At 62.9% G+C, this 18,251-nt stretch carries 21 protein-coding genes; 5 read left to right on the forward strand and 16 right to left on the reverse strand.

The window, feature by feature from the left end; translation table 11 throughout:
- Positions 1-16 precede the first annotated feature (16 nt).
- The 13 genes from BM408_RS14455 to BM408_RS14515 all read right to left on the reverse strand — a co-directional run bounded on the left by BM408_RS14455 (position 17) and on the right by BM408_RS14515 (position 11,668).
- Complete coding sequence (locus tag BM408_RS14455) at positions 17-364, reverse strand: rhodanese-like domain-containing protein (RefSeq protein WP_092130563.1); 348 nt, start codon at positions 362-364, stop codon at positions 17-19.
- 47 nt (positions 365-411) lie between these two features.
- Positions 412-1,101 (reverse strand): protein-L-isoaspartate O-methyltransferase family protein, encoded by a 690-nt coding sequence (locus tag BM408_RS14460; RefSeq protein WP_092130564.1) that lies wholly within the window; start codon positions 1,099-1,101, stop codon positions 412-414.
- Positions 1,102-1,174: 73 nt separating this feature from the next.
- Entirely contained in the window at positions 1,175-4,426 is a 3,252-nt protein-coding gene (locus BM408_RS14465; protein WP_092130565.1) for an efflux RND transporter permease subunit, read from the reverse strand.
- Positions 4,427-4,439: 13 nt separating this feature from the next.
- Positions 4,440-5,663, reverse strand: coding sequence for an efflux RND transporter periplasmic adaptor subunit (locus BM408_RS14470; RefSeq protein WP_092130566.1), 1,224 nt, complete (start codon positions 5,661-5,663; stop codon positions 4,440-4,442).
- The gene (locus BM408_RS14475; protein ID WP_092130567.1) at positions 5,660-6,361 is read right to left on the reverse strand and encodes a TetR/AcrR family transcriptional regulator; all 702 of its coding nucleotides are present in this window, start codon (positions 6,359-6,361) and stop codon (positions 5,660-5,662) included. The genes BM408_RS14470 and BM408_RS14475 overlap by 4 nt, the downstream gene beginning before the upstream one ends.
- Before the next feature lie 185 nt (positions 6,362-6,546).
- A complete protein-coding gene (locus BM408_RS14480) occupies positions 6,547-6,870 on the reverse strand; it encodes a hypothetical protein (protein ID WP_092130568.1) in 324 nt (107 codons plus the stop codon).
- A 125-nt stretch (positions 6,871-6,995) separates the two neighbouring features.
- Positions 6,996-7,604, reverse strand: a complete 609-nt coding sequence (locus tag BM408_RS14485; protein ID WP_254774822.1) for a cupredoxin domain-containing protein — start codon at positions 7,602-7,604, stop codon at positions 6,996-6,998.
- 115 nt (positions 7,605-7,719) lie between these two features.
- Positions 7,720-8,097 (reverse strand): DUF6632 domain-containing protein, encoded by a 378-nt coding sequence (locus tag BM408_RS14490; protein ID WP_092130569.1) that lies wholly within the window; start codon positions 8,095-8,097, stop codon positions 7,720-7,722.
- Between the two features lie 142 nt (positions 8,098-8,239).
- Positions 8,240-8,710, reverse strand: a complete 471-nt coding sequence (locus tag BM408_RS14495) for a tetratricopeptide repeat protein (RefSeq protein WP_092130570.1) — start codon at positions 8,708-8,710, stop codon at positions 8,240-8,242.
- A gap of 147 nt (positions 8,711-8,857) precedes the next feature.
- Positions 8,858-9,532, reverse strand: a complete 675-nt coding sequence (locus BM408_RS14500) for a phytanoyl-CoA dioxygenase family protein (protein WP_092130571.1) — start codon at positions 9,530-9,532, stop codon at positions 8,858-8,860.
- Between the two features lie 23 nt (positions 9,533-9,555).
- Complete coding sequence (locus tag BM408_RS14505) at positions 9,556-10,329, reverse strand: alpha/beta hydrolase (RefSeq protein ID WP_217649431.1); 774 nt, start codon at positions 10,327-10,329, stop codon at positions 9,556-9,558.
- Positions 10,326-11,060: an anti-sigma factor gene (locus BM408_RS14510; protein WP_092130572.1), complete on the reverse strand. Its 735-nt coding sequence runs from the start codon at positions 11,058-11,060 to the stop codon at positions 10,326-10,328. The genes BM408_RS14505 and BM408_RS14510 overlap by 4 nt, the downstream gene beginning before the upstream one ends.
- Positions 11,057-11,668: an RNA polymerase sigma factor gene (locus BM408_RS14515; RefSeq protein WP_092130698.1), complete on the reverse strand. Its 612-nt coding sequence runs from the start codon at positions 11,666-11,668 to the stop codon at positions 11,057-11,059. The genes BM408_RS14510 and BM408_RS14515 overlap by 4 nt, the downstream gene beginning before the upstream one ends.
- A gap of 243 nt (positions 11,669-11,911) precedes the next feature.
- Here BM408_RS14515 and BM408_RS14520 point away from each other — a divergent pair, with 243 nt between their 5' ends.
- The 4 genes from BM408_RS14520 (at position 11,912) to BM408_RS14535 (ending at position 14,917) form a co-directional block, all read left to right on the forward strand.
- Entirely contained in the window at positions 11,912-12,478 is a 567-nt protein-coding gene (locus tag BM408_RS14520) for a DUF3455 domain-containing protein (protein WP_092130573.1), read from the forward strand.
- 16 nt (positions 12,479-12,494) lie between these two features.
- Positions 12,495-13,085, forward strand: a complete 591-nt coding sequence (locus BM408_RS14525) for a hypothetical protein (protein WP_092130574.1) — start codon at positions 12,495-12,497, stop codon at positions 13,083-13,085.
- Positions 13,086-13,448: 363 nt separating this feature from the next.
- The gene (locus BM408_RS14530; protein WP_092130575.1) at positions 13,449-14,606 is read left to right on the forward strand and encodes an ABC transporter substrate-binding protein; all 1,158 of its coding nucleotides are present in this window, start codon (positions 13,449-13,451) and stop codon (positions 14,604-14,606) included.
- Positions 14,607-14,638: 32 nt separating this feature from the next.
- Positions 14,639-14,917, forward strand: coding sequence for a hypothetical protein (locus BM408_RS14535; RefSeq protein WP_139237353.1), 279 nt, complete (start codon positions 14,639-14,641; stop codon positions 14,915-14,917).
- A 4-nt stretch (positions 14,918-14,921) separates the two neighbouring features.
- Here BM408_RS14535 and BM408_RS14540 read toward each other — a convergent pair whose 3' ends face one another.
- The 3 genes from BM408_RS14540 to BM408_RS14550 are packed head-to-tail and all read right to left on the reverse strand — an operon-like array spanning position 14,922 to position 16,996.
- Positions 14,922-15,590, reverse strand: a complete 669-nt coding sequence (locus BM408_RS14540; RefSeq protein ID WP_092130577.1) for a cupredoxin domain-containing protein — start codon at positions 15,588-15,590, stop codon at positions 14,922-14,924.
- Positions 15,587-16,045, reverse strand: a complete 459-nt coding sequence (locus BM408_RS14545) for a group I truncated hemoglobin (protein ID WP_092130578.1) — start codon at positions 16,043-16,045, stop codon at positions 15,587-15,589. The genes BM408_RS14540 and BM408_RS14545 overlap by 4 nt, the downstream gene beginning before the upstream one ends.
- A gap of 30 nt (positions 16,046-16,075) precedes the next feature.
- Positions 16,076-16,996: a DUF3034 family protein gene (locus BM408_RS14550; protein WP_092130579.1), complete on the reverse strand. Its 921-nt coding sequence runs from the start codon at positions 16,994-16,996 to the stop codon at positions 16,076-16,078.
- A 793-nt stretch (positions 16,997-17,789) separates the two neighbouring features.
- On the opposite strand from BM408_RS14550, the gene BM408_RS23160 reads away from it, so the two are divergent.
- The gene (locus BM408_RS23160; RefSeq protein WP_254774823.1) at positions 17,790-18,227 is read left to right on the forward strand and encodes a c-type cytochrome; all 438 of its coding nucleotides are present in this window, start codon (positions 17,790-17,792) and stop codon (positions 18,225-18,227) included.
- Positions 18,228-18,251 lie beyond the last annotated feature (24 nt).

Raw genomic sequence — 18,251 nt, forward strand, 5'->3', positions numbered from 1 at the left:
AATCAAAAACAGGGCATCAATAAAGCGGCACGGTGCGGTCCACCTGCTGCGACCAGGCGTCAATGCCGCCTTGCAGATTGACGACATCGGCAAACTCACCGCTCTGGATCAAATAGTTGGCCACCTGCAGGCTGCGCATGCCGTGATGGCACAGGCACACGATGGGCTGGCCGGCGCTGGCTTCCTGCAGCTCGGCGATGCGCGCCGGAATCTCGCGCATCGGGATATGGACCAGCTTGAACCCGTCTTCCTTCACCGAAGCGGTTTGCAGCTCCCAGGGCTCGCGCACATCCAGCACCACAGGCAAGGCGCCGGCGTTGTCGCGCCAGGCTGCGAAGTCGGCGGGGCTTAGTTGGGCAATCATGGTCGGCTTTCTTTGCAGGTTTTCTTCAGGTTGCTCGGGCAGGGCGCTTAGAAGCTGAAGGACGAGGGTTCAGGGAAATTCACAAGGCGCGGCGCCACGGTGTCCCAGGCCTGCGTGGTGCGCCAGGCGTCTTCGGCCACGCGGGTGATCAGCGTGGCGCGCATCACCGGGTCAAAGCCCACGATGGCGCTCAGGCGGCCGCCGACTTTCAGCATGGACAGCAGCGAAGCCGGCACTTCGGCGACCGAGCCGCTCAGCACGATCACATCGAAGGGGCCTTGCAGCGGGTCGCTGCCGGATGCCGCCTTGGCCAGGTTGGCCGCACCGTCGCCGGTGCGCACTTCGGCGTTGTAGAGGCCGGCTTTTTGCAGGTTGTCGCGGGCAGTCTGCGCGAGGGAGGGGTTGATTTCGAGCGTGATGACTTGCTGCGCGCGGTGCGCCAGCAGGGCGGCCATGTAGCCGGAGCCGGAGCCGATCTCCAGCACTTTCTCGTGCTTTTGCACGGCCAGCTCTTGCAGGATGCGGGCTTCCACCTTGGGCGCCAGCATGCACTGGCCGGGCTCGGACTGGGGCGGCAGCGGGATTTCCATGTCGACAAAGGCCAGCGCCTTGTGGGCCGGCGGCACGAAATCTTCGCGCTTGACCACCGCGAGCAGGGAGAGGACCTGGTTGTCCAGCACTTCCCAGGGGCGGATTTGCTGCTCAATCATGTTGAAACGGGCTTGTTCGTAGTTCATGGCGGACCTGTGGGTTGGCGAAATTAGGGGTGAATAAGAAGAAAGAACGCTGGACGCGGGTAAACCTTTGATTTTAACGGCCGTCCATGACAGGACGGGGGAGTTCGGCGGTGCTTTCGGCGGGGCCTGCGGGCGGGGTTTTCGGCCCGAATTTGCGCTTGAACCACTGGGCCAGATCGTCCATATAGCAATAAGTCACCGGCACCACCACCAGGGTCAGCAGCGACGAGGTGATAACGCCGCCGATCACGGCCTGGCCCATGGGGGCGCGCTGCTCGGAGCCCTCCGTCAGCGCAAAGGCCAGCGGCACCATGCCGAAAATCATCGCCAGCGTGGTCATCAAAATCGGGCGCAATCGGACTTTGGCGGCCTGCAGCAGGGCTTCACTGCGCTCCATGCCCGGCACGCGGTGGCCGTCCACATCCACCCGGTCGGCGCGCATGCGGATGGCGAAGTCGACCAGCAGGATGGCGTTTTTGGTGACCAGGCCCATCAGCATCACCACGCCGATGATGGAGAACATCGACAGCGTGGAGCGGAACAGCAGCAGCGCCAGCACCACGCCAATCAGCGTCAGCGGCAGCGAGGTCATCAGCGCCAGGGGCTGCAAAAAGCTCTTGAACTGGCTGGCCAGGATCATGTAGATGAACAAAATCGCCATCACCAGCGCCGACACTGCGTAGCCGAAGGACTCGGCCATGTTTTTGGTGGAGCCGCTGAACTGGTAGCGGTAGCCCGGCGGGAAGTTAAAGCCCTCCAGCGCGGCCTTGATGTCGTTGGAAACCTCGCCGGCCGAGCGGTTGTAGACATTGGCATTGATGGCCACTTCGCGGGCCAGGTCGCGCCGGTTGATCTGGTTGGGCCCGGTGGATTCCTTCACCGTGGCCACCTGGTTGAGTCGCACCACGCGCGCCGAGCCGTCGGCGTTGCTGCCCATGGTGCTGCTCATAAAGGGCAGGCGCTCCAGGTCTTGTGGTGCGTTGCGTGCGCCGGGGGCCAGGCGCACATTTACGTCGTAGGTCTGGTCGTCGGGGGCGCGCCAGTTGCCCACCGTCTGCCCCGCCACCAGCGTGCGCAAGGAGGCGGCAATCTGCGAGACCGAGAGGCCCAGGTCCGAGGCCGCGTCGCGCCGAACGTCGACCTCGATCACCGGCTTGTCGGCCTTGACGCTGGAGTCCAGGTCCACCAGGCCGGGGATGTTGCGGATCCTGTCGCTGATGGCGCGCGTGAGGCGCTCCAGTTCCTTGAGGTCCGGCCCCTGCAGCGAAAACTCTACCTGCTTGTTGCCGCCCACTGCGTCGAGCAAACCGACGTGTGTCACTGTGATGCCGGGCACCTGCTTGAGCCGGTCGCGCAGCACGCCCGACATCTCGTCGACGCTGCGTGCGCGCGCCTTGCGGTCCACCATGCGCACATAAATGCTGGCGTACATCTTGCCCTGGGCATTGCCGGTGTTGAGCGTGGCCAGCGTGAACTTCACTTCCGGAAACTCGCGGATGATGGCTTCGACCTGGCGGGCCTTGGCCTCTGTTGTCTCCAGCGACGAGCCCACCGGCGTGTAGAAGTTGAGCGAGGTTTCCGAGAAGTCGGCCTTGGGCACGAACTCGGTGCCCAGCAGCGGCACCATGAAGATACTGCTGATAAAGATCACCACCGCCAGCGCCAGCGTGGCCAGCTTGTGGCCCAGCGACCAGCGCAGGATGCCTTGATAACTGTCGCTCAGCGAATCGGTGGCATGGTCAAACCAGCCGGTGACGCGGCCAATCGTCTTGTCATAGAAGGTGACCGGCGCGCCGCGCTTGCCGTGAGCCTCAATGGCCGGGTCGTGCCAGATGCTGGAGAGCATGGGGTCCAGCGTGAAGCTCACAAACATCGAGATCAGCACCGCCGCCACGATGGTCACGCCAAACTCATGGAAGAACTTGCCGATGATGCCGCCCATAAAGCCGATGGGCAAAAACACCGCCACGATGGAGAAGGTGGTGGCCAGCACGGCCAGGCCGATTTCCTGAGTACCGTCCAGCGAGGCTTGGTACGGCCCCTTGCCCATCTGCACATGGCGCACGATGTTTTCGCGCACCACGATGGCGTCGTCGATCAACAGGCCCACGCACAGCGACAGCGCCATCAGCGTGATCATGTTGATGGTGAAGCCGAACAGATTCATGAAGAGGAAGGTGCCGATGATGGAGATCGGCAGCGTCAATCCGGTGATGACGGTGGAGCGCCACGAGTTGAGGAAGAGGAAAACGATGAGCACGGTCAGCAGCGCGCCTTCAATCAGCGTGCGGCGCACGTTCTCGACCGCCACGCGGATGGGCCGCGAGCCGTCGCCTATGAGCTCAAGCCGCGCGCCCGGCGGCAGCAGCGGCTGGATTTCTTTGATGGCCTGGTTCAGCCCGTCGACCACGGCGATGGTGTTTTCGTCTTGCGCTTTTTGCACCGTGAGCAGCAGCGTGCGCTGGCCGTTGTAAAGCGCCAGGCTGTCGATTTCCTGCGCGCCGTCGGCAATGCGCGCGACCTGGTCGACCGTCACCGCCGCAGCCGTGCCGGAGGCCGTACCCTTGCGCGCCACGATGATCTTGCCGAAGTCTTCGGGCCGCTTCATGCGAGCGTCGATCTTGACGACACGCTCCTGTTGCAGCGAGCGGATGGCGCCTACCGGCAGGTCCTGGTTTTCGTTCTTCACCGCATTGACCACCTGGTCGGCCGTGATGCCCAGCGACTCCATGGCCTGCGGATTGAGGTAGACGTTGATCTCGCGTTTGGTGCCACCCACCAGGGTGACGGAGCCGGCGCCGCGCACGTTTTCCAGGCGCTTTTTCAGCACCTGGTCGGCCCAGTTGGTGAGTTCAACCGCCGACAGCGCGCTGCCGCCCTTGCTGGTGTCTGGCATCACGGCGACCGACCAGATGGCGCGGCTGGCCGGATCGAAACGCAGTACGCGGGGTTCCTTTACCTCATCGCGAAAGTTCGGCCGGATGGAGGCGATCTTTTCGCGCACGTCTTCGGCAGCGCGGCGGCCGTCGATATAGAGCTGGAACTCCATGATGACGACGGACTGGCCTTCGTAGCTGCGCGAGGTCAGCGCGTTGATGCCGGCAATCGAGTTGACGCCTTCTTCAATTTTTTTGGTGACTTCGCTTTCAACGATCTCGGGCGAGGCGCCGGGGTATTCGGCGGTGATGACCACCACCGGGAAGTCGATGTTGGGGAACTGGTCGACCTGCATGCGCTGGTACGAGAACAGGCCCAGCACCACGATGGCCAGCATGACCATGGTGGCGAACACGGGATTCCTGAGGCTGACCTGCGTGAACCACATGCGCGACCGGCCTTCAGGGAGCGGGTTTGGCCGGCGCGCTGGCCGAGGGAGCGGCGGCAGAAGCCTGCTGCGTGAAGCGCACCTTGGTGCCTTCGCGCAATGCACCGATTTCGCCGCGGACCACCAAGGCGCCGTCGGCCAGGCCCTTGACGGCCACTACCGTGTCGCCGCCGGCGCTGCCGCGTGCGCCCAGCTCGACGGCCTTGTGCACCACCACGCCGTTTTCAACTGCCTGCACATAAGGCGCGGGCTTGTCGGTGCGCACGGCGCTCACGGGCACTGACAGCAAAGACGCGCGCGCCGTGCCCAGAGTGCCCTGGGCAAACAGGCCCTGGCGCAGGGGTGGGGCGCTGCTGTCGCCTGCTGTCCCGGTGGTGCCGGCGGTGCCGGTAGCGCCCGGGTTATCGATGCTGAGGTAGGCCAGCACGCTGCGGCTGCCGGCCTGCGCGCTGGGGTTGATGCGTGCCACTACCGCCGTCACGGGCTGGCGGCTGCCTTCAATCTGCAGCTGGGCGCTTTGGCCCACGCGCACGTCCATTGAGTCGGTGGCGCTCAGCGTGGCTTCCAGTTCAAGCCGGCTCAGGTCCACGATCTCGATGATCTTGGTGTCAATGCCCACGCGCTCGCCGGGCTGCGCCAGGCGCTGTGACACCTGGCCCGTGATGGGCGCTTTCAGCACCGTGTCGTCAACCGACTTGGCGGCGACTTCGGTGGCGGCCACTGCGGCTTTATAGGTGGATTGCGCGGCGTTGAGGTTGGCCAGCGAGGTGTCGAGCGCGGTCTTGGAGATAAAGCCCTGGTCGACCAGCGCCTTGTTGTTGTCGTACTGGCGCTGCACCACGTCGACCTGCGCCTTGGCGGACTCGGCCTGTTCTTTGGCCTGGCGCACGCGCGACTGGTATTCGGCCGCGTCGATGCGCGCAATCACCTGGCCGGCCTTGACCACGTCGCCTTCGCGCACGGCCAGCCCTTGCAGCTCACCGGCCACACGGGCCTTGATGACGGCGGAGTTGATGGCTTTTAAGGACCCGGAAACCGGCAGGCCCTGGACGACTTCACGCTGCTGAGCCTTGACCACATCGGTGGCCGCCAGCTCGACCTGACCCATGTCGGGCGCGGCGCTGCTGGCCGCCAGCGCCTGTTGCTGAGCCTTGCGCGCCGAGAGCGCGCGCATCACGCCGCCCGCGATCAGCAGCAACACGACCAGAACGACGGCCCACTTGATCCAGCGCTTCATGCGGCGGCTTTCCGGTTTGCTTGCGCGGCGCTGGCCGCCGGTGCGCCTATGCCGTTCAGGATGGTCTCTATCTGGAAGGCGATGTATTTTTTGGGGTCCAGTTCCATGTCGGTGCTCAGGCACACACCGGCGGTATGCCTGGACAAAATGAGGAAGATCATGGGCGCGACCACCACATAAACGGCGTAGTTCAGGTCCATGGGGCGGAACTCGCCGCGGTCCATGCCGCGCTGCAGGATGGCGCGAATCAGCGCGTGGCCGGGCATGATCACTTCCTGCTGGTAGAAGGCCGCGATGTCGGGGAAGTTCTTGGCCTCGCTCATCATCAGCTTGGTCAGGCCCGAGGCGCGCGTCAGGCCCACCCGTTCCCACCAGCTGTTCATGCAATACGCCAGCAATTCAGGGCTGCTGCCTTCAAAGGCGTCCAGCTCGGCACGCCATTCGGTAAAGCGGCCCGAGATGTTTTCACGCACCACGGCTTTGAACAGCTCTTCCTTGCTCTGGAAGTACAGAAAAAGTGTGCCTTTGGAGACGCCGGCGCGTGCCGCGACTTCTTCGGCGCGGGTGGCGGCAAAGCCTTTTTCAACGAAGAGGTCAAGCGCGGCGTCCAGCAACTCGCCGGGACGCGCTTCTTTGCGGCGTTCGCGTTTGGCAGAGACGCCGGGGGTGTTGTCGCAAAAGAGTTTGGAAAGTGACATAGTTACTGACTGACTGGTTAGTAATATATCTTCTAACTCCGCGACCGTCAACACAAAGCCCCGTAGGCTACACCGGGGCCCGCTAGGGTGCCCGGCTTACAAGGTAAACCGGCGGTAAAGCCCGGGAATGGCGCAGCTTTGGCGCCACAAGGCAGGCGTTGAATGCCTGCCAGTGAGACTGCCTCTCAGGCCACCAGTTCCAGCCAGTCACAGCGGAGATGCCCGGATACATGCGCCTTTGCTCGCATATAGACATATAGCCGCGGCGCCAGGATGCCCAGCACGCACAAGGGGTAAGCCCATACCGCCTCAAACGCATATGCCGGCAGCCAGCCCATCCAGCCCATCAGCCAGACCGTCAAAATCGCCTCCCAGATCTGGCACTCGACAGGGTGTGCCCCTCGCTGCGCCTCGCGCCAATCCTTGACGCGCTGCAGTTGCGCCAGCGTGATCGGGTGCCAGTGCGGCGACCGGCTGTGGGCGTGAGGGTGGTGGGGGTCAGGCGACATAAAGCCTCCGTGGGGAGGCTTCAATGTAAGTTTCGTGAAAGCTACTGTCAACGCCTCATCACACTCCAAGGTGGCTCAAAGCGTGAGAAAACCGTGACAAAAGAGCCGGAAAGGCGTCAAAACGTTCAGATCCGGCGGCGGCGCGGCACCACGCTGAGCTGAAGGGTCAGCTTGCCCGGCGAGGCCGTCACGGTATAGGCCTGCGGTGCAATGTCGATCAGCTGGTCGGCATGCCATACCTTGATCTGCGCGGCGCCTTCGGGCAGTTGCTCGATCTGCGCCACACCGTCTGCATTGGTCAGCACCGCCCAGGGCGACTCGCTCACATACACATGCCCGCGCATGGAGCCGTGGATGTGGCAGCCCAGCAGCACGGCGCCGGCCTTGCTGAAGGTGGCATCGGCTGTCTTGGCCGGTTTGCCTTCGGGCTTGCCGTCCAGGCGAAGTTCAAAGCCTTCACCCGCCGCCGCATTGAACTGCGCCACGCCGGCTGCCGAGCCGCGCACATGGTGTTCCCACGGGTCGTTGTTCACAAACTGGGCTTTGGCGCCCACGGCCACCACGCTCACGGCCGGCATAAAGCGCATCTTTTCCTGGTAGATCGTCACCTGGGTGGGCAGCGGGTTCCTGGGCGCGCCTGTCTTGTTGGCGGGCACGACCACCACCACCGCATCGGGCGCGGGCTTGCCTTCCTTGTCGAGCACCTGGATGGTGAGGTTCCCGGCTCTGGCCAAGGTAGTGATTGAGAAAGCAGCTGTCAAAAGAAGAGCAGCCGGCAGAAACCGCGAAGCAAAGTGTGTCAGGCTGGGCATGGCATTCTTTCGGTCTTGTGTATTGATGGTGAAAGGGTCAGGCGTTGCGCGGCGTCAGCCACGCCAGCACAGCCGCCACGGTGAACAGCGCCAGCACATCGCCCCAGAGGTGACCCATGTTGTGGTGGCCCTGAAACGACTGCACCGTCATCACCGCGCCATGCACGATGCTGGACCAGACCACAAACCAGATGAGGCTGAGGTGCGCCAGCGGGTCGCGTGCCGCCAGGATCAGGAAGACGCCCAGCGTCGCGTAAAGGGCGAGGATCATCTCCAGGTAGTACGAGCGCCCCTCCGCATGCCACGACCACCCGGAAGGCCAGAGGACGGTGAGTGGCCACAGGGCGAAAACGAAAATCAGTCCCGTCGCCATGAGGGCGATGCGCAGGTATTTGATGCGGCTGGGTTGAGTCATGGTTGTTGTCCTTGGGATCAGCAGTCGCGCATTTCAGGCAGCGGCTTTCCTGCGCGGGTGCAAGAGTGCTTCGCGGCCTGAGGGGCAATGGCAGTAAAAAACCATTGCAGCGCATGGCGCCGCAATGGAGCTGGATCGCGGTTTACTTGGCGGCTGGCTTGTAAGCAGCCACGGCCTTGGCCAGGTCGCGGGTTTCTTCGCAATTGGCGCAGATGGCCTGCAGCTTGGTCAACTGGGCGTCGGCTTTGGCTTTCTGGTTGGTCTTCAGGTAGGCGACACCCGAATACTCCAGCGCACCCTTGTGTTTGGGGTCCAGCGTCAGGGCTTTGTCATAAGCGGCAAAGGCTTCGTCGTACTTGCCCAGCCAGCGGTTGGAGTAACCGAGGTAGTTGTAGGCGTCGGCATTTTTCGGGTCCTTGGCAACCACCTTGTTAAAGCTGCTCACGGCTTCGGACCAGTTCTTGGCGTCAATGGCCTTCTTGCCGACCGCGAAGTCGTCGATCTGGGCGTTTTGCACCGGCGTGGTCTGGATATCGGCCGCCACAGCGGCGCCGGCCAGGGCCAGGGCGATCACGGGCAATGCGATGAAGTTGCGGATGGAAAAAGTGGTCATGTCGGGCTCCTTGAATGAATGATGGTTTGCTTGGTCAACGGGATGCGCTGCAAGTCAGCACCTTATACAAACGGCATGACAGCAAGATTGGATGCAGTGGAATTCGTATTTATTTGTAATACGAACCGGCGGGCTTGTGAAGCAGGCTCAGATCGCCTGCTGCCATTGCAGGCCGAAAGGCAGTATGCGCGGCCCGAACAAGAAATGCAGGACTCGCCGCATGCCGGCGCCCGTGGATCTGGAAGACGCGTGAAGCAGTAGCGGGCGCATGGCCATGGCGGCTCCGCGCTCTGCCGTACAGACCACTTCGGGTTGGGACCGGCGGGCAAGCGCCGCCGCTTCGGGGGCAATTTTGCCGAGAAGATGCGAGCCCGGCACCACCCGCAAAGGGCCGTCCCCGGCACCGCAGGCGTCTATGTGCACCCGCACCGCCACCAGTTGCTGCAGCAATTCGACCGGCGGCTGAACATAAAGGCTGCCTTCCTTCTCGGACCAGCCGCCCAGGCCGGCATGTTCCACGTGAGCGGCCACCGGAATGCTCAGATCCTGGTGCGCCGGCACCAGCCAGTTGCGGGACACTGACTTTTCGAAATAAGTGCATTGCACGGCGGCGAAATCGGCCGGAACCCATTGCGCCACCAAGGGGTTGCCGCGAACGGTGGCGGCAAGCGCCTGGCACCAGGCTTGTGACAGCAGGCCGCGTGTTCCCGCCGAGTCAGTGGAAATACCCGCAAGCCGTAAACCCGCCGATTCACATTCGTCGGCAGTCAACACCTGTGGAGCGAGCGTAAAGCCCTGGGTCGTGAATGCGTTGTGATTCATCTGGCTGGCGGACTGCCTGGGGCTTACAGCACGGATTGAATCAGCGGCAGGTACTGCGGATGCTGCGAGATCGAGTTGTGCGACGTCCCGGGCAGCATCTTCAGCACCGCCGTACCGGCTTTGAAATGCGTTCGCAGCTCTTCCGTGCTGGCCGCCGGAATGACCTCGTCATGTTCGGCCGCGATGAGCAGGGTGGGCGCGGTGACTTTGGCCGCGTACTTCCAGGACTCGAACTTGTCGGTGAGCAGCCACCGGATGGGAAAGTAGGGAAAGCGCTGCGCCGCCAGTTCCTGGATGCTGTTGTAGGGCGTGACCAGAATCAGGCGCGACACGGGCCGCTGGCTGGCCACCTGGACGGCCACGCCCGATCCCAGGCTCCTGCCCACCACCACCACGTTCGAATACGCCTTGCCGACATGGTCGAACAAGGCCAGCGCGTCGCTTTGCAGCGCTGCTTCCGTAGGGCTTCCGGTGCTTCCGCCATAGCCCCGGTAGTGCAGGAAGTAGAGGGCATGCGTTGGAAATGTTTCTGAAAAGGACGGCAGGTTGGCCGAAACGTCTTCGGCATTTCCCCCGAAGTAAATGATGGCCTTGGGCCCGGCTGCGTAGCGGGTGGTGACCACCAGATTGGCATCCTTGACCTTGAGATTCAGCGTGGTGGCCGGGCCGCCCCATGACTTCGGCTGGGGGAAATAGATCAGCGAGCGTTGATAGGCAAACAAGGCCCCACAGACGGCCAGGTAGGCCAGCAGCAGGACTGCCAGGAAGATCGTCACCGCGCGCGCCGGCCTGTTCACCACAACTTGGCGCAATTGCCGCTGAACACGACCGTCTCGCCGGGCTTGGCCGGGTTGGCCTCTGTCTCCAGCGTCACCACCAGTTTGCTGACTTTGGACAGCAGTTTTTCCGACGTGTCGGGCAGCATGGAAACCGCCGAGCCGCTGGTGGGCACCGCGCCCAATGAAAACGCCGGGCCGCTGGCCGGCACCGCCCACAGCACCAGGCGGCCGGTGGCCGGCGGCGTGATTGGGCCAATGACCTTGACCGTCATGGTCTTGCCATGGCGCAATGAGCTCACCAGCAGCTTGCCGTTGCCTTGCGCGTCGGTGAGCAGGCCGACATAACTTTGCGGCAGCCGTTCGCCCGAACGCATGGCGAGCTGGTCGCTGGACAAAAACAGCGTGGGCATGGCGATAAAGAACACGCTCGCGGCAATCACGCCGGCAGCCAGGCCGCCGAAGCCAAAGCCCGCAGGCTTGAGCCAACCCAGCCAGGAGGTTTTGGCTTGAAGGGGTTTGGCGGGTTGCGTACGAGCCGCAATCGCGGCCCATACCTTGGGCGAGGGTTTGTGCGCCGGCACCGACACGGCCAGCTGGCCCAGCCGCGCTTCCCATTGCGTGACGAGCGCGCGCACGTCGGCGCGGTCGCGCTGCAGGCGTTCAAAGCGGCGGCGCGCGCCGTGGCCCAGCGTGCCCAGCACGTAGCTGGATGCGAGGTGCTCAAGCAATTCAGGGCTGGTGTATCTCATGCCACCACCCCCTGCGCAGCCAGGCAGCCCTTGAGTTTTTCCAGCCCGCGCCGTATCCAGGCTTTCACCGAGCCCAGCGGCGCGCCCATCTGCGCGGCCACCTCGGTGTGCGACAGGCCCTGGTAATAGGCCAGCGCCAGGCTTTGCCGGTGGCTGCCTTCCAGGGCGTTCATGCAGCCTTCTATGTGCAGGGCTTGGGTAGCCTGCTCAAACAGCTGCGCGGCGCTGGGAGCGGGCGTGGCCGTGGTTTCGGTGTCTTCTTCGTCGACGTCGCCGGATTCTGGTAATTCGCTTTCCTTGCGGCGCGCACGTGAGCGGTAGGCGTCAAGCGCCTTGTTGCGGACGATGGCGATCAGCCACGTCATCGGTTGAATGGTTTGGCCGTCTACCTCGCTGCGGTAGCCGGCTGCGCTTTTCCAGATACTCACATACGCCTCTTGCAGCACATCTTCGGCCGCCTGTCCTTGTCCCAATATACGAACGGCAACGCCAAACAGATGCGTGTGGGTGCGCTCATAAATGCGGGCGAAGCTGGCGTGGTCGCCCTGCGCCGCGGCGGCGATCAGCGCCTGCAGGCTGCGGGTGTCGGCGTCAAGGTCCGGTTTCATGCGGCTGAGTATAGGGAGTTCCGCCTGTGCGGCGTGCGCCGGGGCGGAAGTGACATTTTTTTGAAAAACCTGCATCCGATTTGCGTCGGCCGGCGTTTGTCCCCGGTAGGCCGGTTCTGTACCGGCCCACATGCCTTCCGTCCGTCGGATTGAGGGTTTTTTACCGTCTTTTCTTCGTCTTTTTTACTTTTTTTTAACCCGGAGACCTGTCAGTATGAGCAGGACTCCTACCAGGAGATCGCCATGACATCGATTCAAACTGTCGCCCAACCTAAGCTCAATGCCGGCCTTCTGGCTGCCATGCTGTCCACGGGTTTGCTGGGCGCCTGCGCCACCGGCCCGGCCGCTGATGCTGGCAAGCCGGCGCCCGCCGCGCTCAAGCCTGCCGACAACGAACGCGCAGCCTTCACCTGGCATGCGGTGGGCTCGCAGATCTATGAGTGCCGCGCCAGCGACAAGGGCGGCTGGGCCTGGGTGTTTGTGGCGCCCGAAGCAGACCTCTTCAACCAGAAAGACGAAAAAGTCGGCACACACGGCGCCGGCCCGCACTGGACGGCGCTGGACGGCAGCAAGACCGTTGGCACCGTCAAGGCCCGCGCCGACGGCGAGCGCCCTGCCGATATTCCGCTGCTGCTGCTCTCGGCCAAATCTGCCGGCAACCCCGGCAAGATGGCCGCCGTCACCAGCGTGCAGCGCCTGAACACCGAGGGCGGCAATGCGCCGGCCAAAGGTTGTGCCACCCAAGCCGATGCGGGTAAACGCGTCAAGGAAGGCTATACCGCCGACTACGTGTTTTTTGCCGCCAAATAATTGAGCGAGTGCCGCCATGTCCGTCCTCAAGAACCTCTTCAGCGCCAGCAAAAGCCCTCCGCACTCACCCAGCGGGCCTGAAACCGGCCCGGTCAAGATGAACCTTGACGAGCGCATGGAGTTCCGGCGCGAGATGTTGTATGAGGCGATACGGGTGACCATGCAGGCGCACGGAATCCTGTCGGCGAGCTACAAGTTCCGCGTGGTGCGAAACGACAAGCGGGGCCACCAGTACCTGGTGCTGGTGGACCTTTCAACCGACTTCCTGCACAACCGCGAAGGCAGCCCCGAGCGGCTGGTAGCGCTGGGTGCGGCCATCCAGAAAAATGCCGCCACGCGTTACCACCTGCTGGTCAGCGGTGTGTACTGGCAGGTCAATGAGCAGATCCAGGGTTTCGAGGCCAGCCGGCCGGGCGCGCTGCGCGGCGGGCATGACCCGGCTGCGCCGCCGCAGTCGGTGCAGCGCCGCGAGCGGGCTACCGCGGAAGAGCTCGCCGCCTTCGAAGCCGCCTGGGAAAAGGGGCGGTCGCTGCAAATCGGCGACCGCGTCTATTCGTCCGACCTGATGCCGCTGGAGCCGGACTCGCACAAAGACGACAGCCGGTGATAAAGCGCCGTCAATGGCGCTTACTTTTTCCTCCGGTATCGACACGCCGAAAAAATAAAATTGCCGGCGCAAGCCCCGCACAAAGCCAGCGCCAGGTAAGCCCCGGGTAAGGCTTGTGCACGGGCCAGTAAGTCCCAGGTAAGCGCGTCGTAAGAACGAAGACAGAAAGAAAAATAAAGAAGAAAGCGCGCCAGAAAAAAGCGCCAACGAAAACATGCGCGCAAACGCACAAGCGTGCGCACACAAGCATCGTCTGCGCAGAACCTGTTTAATTTTTTCTTACCGTCAGACCACTGTCAGCGTGCTCAACCACAGTCCGGCTAGCCAAAAAGTAGTCATATCGTTTTGTGGGAGACAGCTGAAATGAGTGAGTCAAAAAAGCGCGGAAGCGGCCGTCGTGTGGCCGCATTCCTGCTGGCATCGTTGTGTGCCGTCGGTGGAAATTTGCATGCGCAATCTGGCCTCTTGCCTGACCAGATCGTGCTCGGCCATTCGGCCGACCTGAGCGGCCCGCTGGCCGATCTGGGCAAGGAAATCCTCAAGGGCGCGAAGCTGTATTTCGACAGCCTCAACAGCAGCGGCGGTGTGCATGGACGCAAGGTCAGGCTGATCGTCAAGGACGACGCCTATGACGTCACACGCAGCGTCGACAACATCAATGACTACCTGAAGAACGACGAAGTGTTCGCCCTCTTCGGCACTTTCGGCACGCCCAATAACGAGGCGCTGATTCCGCTGGCGCAAAAAGCCGGCCTGCCGGTGATTGCACCCTATACCGGCGCGATGTCGGTGCGCGGCCGCGACTCGCGCGGTGTGTTCAACATCCGCGCCAGCTATGCCGAAGAAACCGAAAAACTTGTCGAGCACCTGGTGACGCTGAACATGAACAAGCTGGCCGTCATCCACCAGGACAACGCCTTCGGCCGCGAGGTGCTCAACGCCGCCGTGGCGGCGCTGCAAAGGCGAGGGCTCAAGCCCGTTGTCGTCGCGTCCGTGCAGAACGACGCCACCGACGCCCCTGCCGCCAGCGCCAAAGTGGTGGCCGCCGCGCCTGAAGCGGTGCTGCTGGGCCTGGCAGGCAAGCCGACGATAGCCACCATACGCAGCCTGAGCCAGCGCCAGCGCGGCCTGGCGCTGTATGCGCCGTCGGTGCTGGCGGCGCCGGCCAACCTGCGCGCACTGGGCAACGACGCCGCCGGTGTTGCAGTCACGCAGATTGTTCCCTTCCCCTTGAACAGCACGGCGCCGGTGGTGCGCGAATACCAGAACGCCGCCACGGCCGCCGGTGAAAAAGAATTCACCCACCTGGGGCTGGAAGGTTTCATCAATGCCAAGGTGGCCGCCGAAGGCCTGCGCCGCGCGGGCCGCAACCTGACACGCGCCAACTATGTGGCCGCGATGGACAACCTGCGCAAATACGACGTGGGCGGCATGGAGATCAGCTTCGGCCAGGGCGCGGCCAGCGGCGCGCGCTTTGTGGACCTCACCATGATCAATGCACAAGGCAAGTTGATTCATTAACCATGGGCCTCACCCACCAGCCGGAGAGCCGCATGCCTTACACCATCACTTCCAAAGGCCGTGCAGTGCTGCGCAGCGCCACGTTCTGGGGTTTGTCCAGCCACTTGCAGGCCTTGCTGGCGTTTTGCGATCCACGCGTGAGCCTGGAAGACCTGCGCCAGTTCATGCCGCCGGTGTCGCTGCAAAACGCCTTGTTCGCGCTGCAGGAGCTGGAGCTGATCGACGGCCCGCCCACGCCCGTGCCCGCTGCCCTGGCGCCATACCGCAGTTGCCTGGTGGAGGCCGGGGTCATGCACACGGTCCCGGCCTGAATACTTAAGATCTCCGCCGCCGCGGCACCACAGTGAGCTGCATCACGTTTTTGGCCAGCACCGCGCCCACTGTCACCTGTTGCGGCGCAATGTCGATCAACTGGTCGGCCTGCCACACCTTGATCTGGGCCGCGCCCTCGGGCAGGTCCTCAAAGGTTGCAACGCCTTCCGAACTGGTTTTGGCCGCCCAGGGGGATTCGCTCGCATAGATATAGCCACGCATCGAACCGTGGATAAAGCAGCCCAGCAAAGTGGCGCCGACCACACCGGCTTTGTTCAGCGTGATTTCGGTGGACTTGCCGGGTTTGCCCTCGGTCTTGCCTTCGAGCCGCAACTCAAACCCGGCATTCGACGCGCTGAACTGGCCCATGCCGGCCGGCGAACTGCGCACATGGTGGTCCCACGGGTCGTTGTTGACGAAATTCACCTTCGCGCCCACGGGCACCACCGTGACTGCCGGGATGAACTGCATCTTTTCCTGGTTGATGGTCGCCTGCGCCGCCAGCGGCGTTTTCGGTACGGCGTTTTTGTTGGCGGGCGTCACGATCACCACGGCGTCCTGCACGGGCTTGCCGTCCTTGTCGATCACCGACACCACAAGGTTGCCCGCGTGGGCCGCTGCACCCAACAGCAGCAGCGCTGAAATTGTTGTGAGTTGCGTCAGTGCTTTCATGGCTTGGCTGCCGTTTCAGGCGGCGTGATGATGTCGCGGTTCATGGGTGCCAGCAGCGCCAGCATTTCGTTTTGGCGGCGAAACGGAATGCCCTTGGCGTCCATGCTTTGCTGCAGCACTTCCACCAGCGCATGGAAATCGGACTTTTTGATCTCCAGGTTGGCGTGCGAACTTTTCATGTCGGCGCCCTTGTATACGCAGGGGCCGCCGCTCAGTGAGCAAAGCTGGTCAACGAGCTGTTCCTTCACGCGCTGCTGGTTGGCGGGCTTGAAGTGCGGGCCGGTGCGCGGGTCGGCCAGCAGGCGCTCCATGAAGTCGTCCATCAGCGCGACCAGGCCGGCTTTTTCACCAAAGGCTTTGTAGAGCTGGTCGTTCTGCGGGGCTGTCTGGGCAAATGCAGATCCGGCCATCAGCAGGCCTGCGGCGAGGACTAAAGAAACAAAAGGGTTTTTCATGACGGTTCCTTGAAAAATGAGTGAAGGTTTTTAGAAGGCGACCTGGGCCGACACGTAGTAACCGGTCTGCTTGCGGTTGACGGTGGTGGCCGGAACGATCACGCCCAGGTCCACATAGGCCAGCGTGAGCGAGAAGTTTTTCGACGGCGCCCAGGCAATGAAGATGTCCTTCCAGTCCTCCGAGCGCAGGCCGTTGCCCAGGCCGGCGGCGCGGCCCGCGCCCTCGAGCTTGTTGCGCATGAAGCGGTATTCAGCGCCTATGGCAATGTTCTTGCTCAGCAGGTAGGCGATGGAGAACTCGGGCTGCAGCGTGTACTTGTCTTCGTTGCCGCCCAGCGTGGCGCCGTAGCCCAGCAGGCCGTTCTGGTTGGCCTTGGTGGCGCGCAATGTGCCGTTGAGCAGCAGGCTCTGGCTCAGGAAGAGTTTGGTTGCGCTGACATACACATCCACGCCGTGGCGTTTGGCGCCCAGTGCATCGAGCGTAGGGTTCAGCCCGGTGGAGCCCAGCGTTTTGTATTGAACACCCACCGCCACTTGCGGCATCAAGGTATCGCTGTCCAGAATCGCATCGCCCAGCACGCGCACCTTGGCGCCCACGATGGTCTGCTTCAGGTGCAAGCCCGGCAGGCCCAACGCCACGCCGGTGCCGCGGGTGTTGAAGTCCTGCTGTGCGATTGAGAGCTCATAGCGGTCGTGGATGCCAACCGCCGCGCCGTAAATATTCAGGCCGTAGTCGTTGGTGCCCACATGGGTGACATAGGCCGAGCCACCGATTTCGTCCGCCGTGGCGTTGCTGCCGATCACCGCCCAGGGCGTCAGGCCCCCGCCGGCCGAGCCTTCAATGGTGCTGACGCCGCCTGTCAGGAGCAGTTTGCCGGTGTCGGCCTGGGCGCCGGCGGCCAGGAAGAGACTGGCCATCAGGGCGAGGGGGTAGGGGAGTAGTTTGTGCATGGTTGGGGGTGGGGTTGTTGTTGGAAATGGGACGGATTGGGGTGGGAATGTAAATAAATGTGTACTTATCAGTTTGGAATACGGGGGGGAGGGGGGAGTGGATTCAACTTTTTTGGGAATTTGCTGGCTGTGGTGGTTGTTCTGGTTTTGTGCTTCTTGCTAAGGGCGGTGAGGCTGGTCTTGCTCCGGCCTCTCGCGCTCTTTGCTGAGGGCGGCTGGCCGGGGGTGGCCCGGCGGCCAGTAACTTTCTTTTGCTTCGCCAAAAGAAAGTCACCAAAGAAAAGGCGACCCGCAGTCTGGGTCCCTACGCTTCGCTTCGGGCAACCTGCGGTGCTCGAGCCAAGCGGGGTCAAAAAATCGGGAACGGGGGACAAATACCAACAAGGACTCGCCGTGGCGAGTCCTTGTTTCTTCTGGTATTCGGGTTTCTGTCTTCGGCTGTTTGGTATTCGGTATTGGTATTCCTTCCCCCACCCCCTTCTGTATGCGCCGAGGAGCGGAGGGCCAGACGGATAAGGGCAAAAACTTGTTTGAGCCGAAGGCGAGTTGTTTTTGACCCCGGCTGGACCGAGCACCGCAGGCTGCCCGTAGCGAAGCGGAGGGACGCAGACAGTAGGGTCGCCTTTCTTTTGCTTACTTTTCTTTGGCGAAGCAAAGAAAAGTGAGTTGCCGCCGGGCAACCCCCGGCCAGCAGCCTCAGCAAAAAGCACAAACAAAAAATCAGAAACAACCTGCATCCACATGCCGCTCGCCCGCGTATCTCCCACAACACCTTCAACAACGAGATGGATGAATGCCCGTTTTCTCTCCACCCAAGGCCCCAAGCCTGTTAACCAAAATCCTCTACACAACATTTCTATTGGCCGCTGGCAGCGCTGCCGCTCCGCTAAACGCCCAACCAGCCCCCGCCCGCGAATGGACCAGCCCGCCACCGGGCGACACCGTGCGAGGTATGGCGCTCTACCAGGAGCGCTGCACCGCCTGCCACGCCATCGACAGCAACAAGATAGGCCCAGCCCATCGCGGTGTGATGGGCCGGCGTGTGGGCGGCCTGCCGGGCTACAAATATTCGGATGAGCTGGCGCGCTCACGCCTGCGCTGGACGCCGCAAACCCTCAACACCTGGCTGCAGGATCCAGAAGAGCTGGTGCCCGGGCAGCGCATGGGTTTTCAGGTGGAAAGTGCCCAGGAGCGGGCCGACCTGATCGCCTACCTGGCGACGCTGAAATAAGTGAGGCGGCTGCTACCATCGCAG

The sequence above is a fragment of the Polaromonas sp. YR568 genome, from assembly GCF_900116715.1.
Taxonomy (GTDB): Bacteria; Pseudomonadota; Gammaproteobacteria; order Burkholderiales; family Burkholderiaceae_C; genus Polaromonas.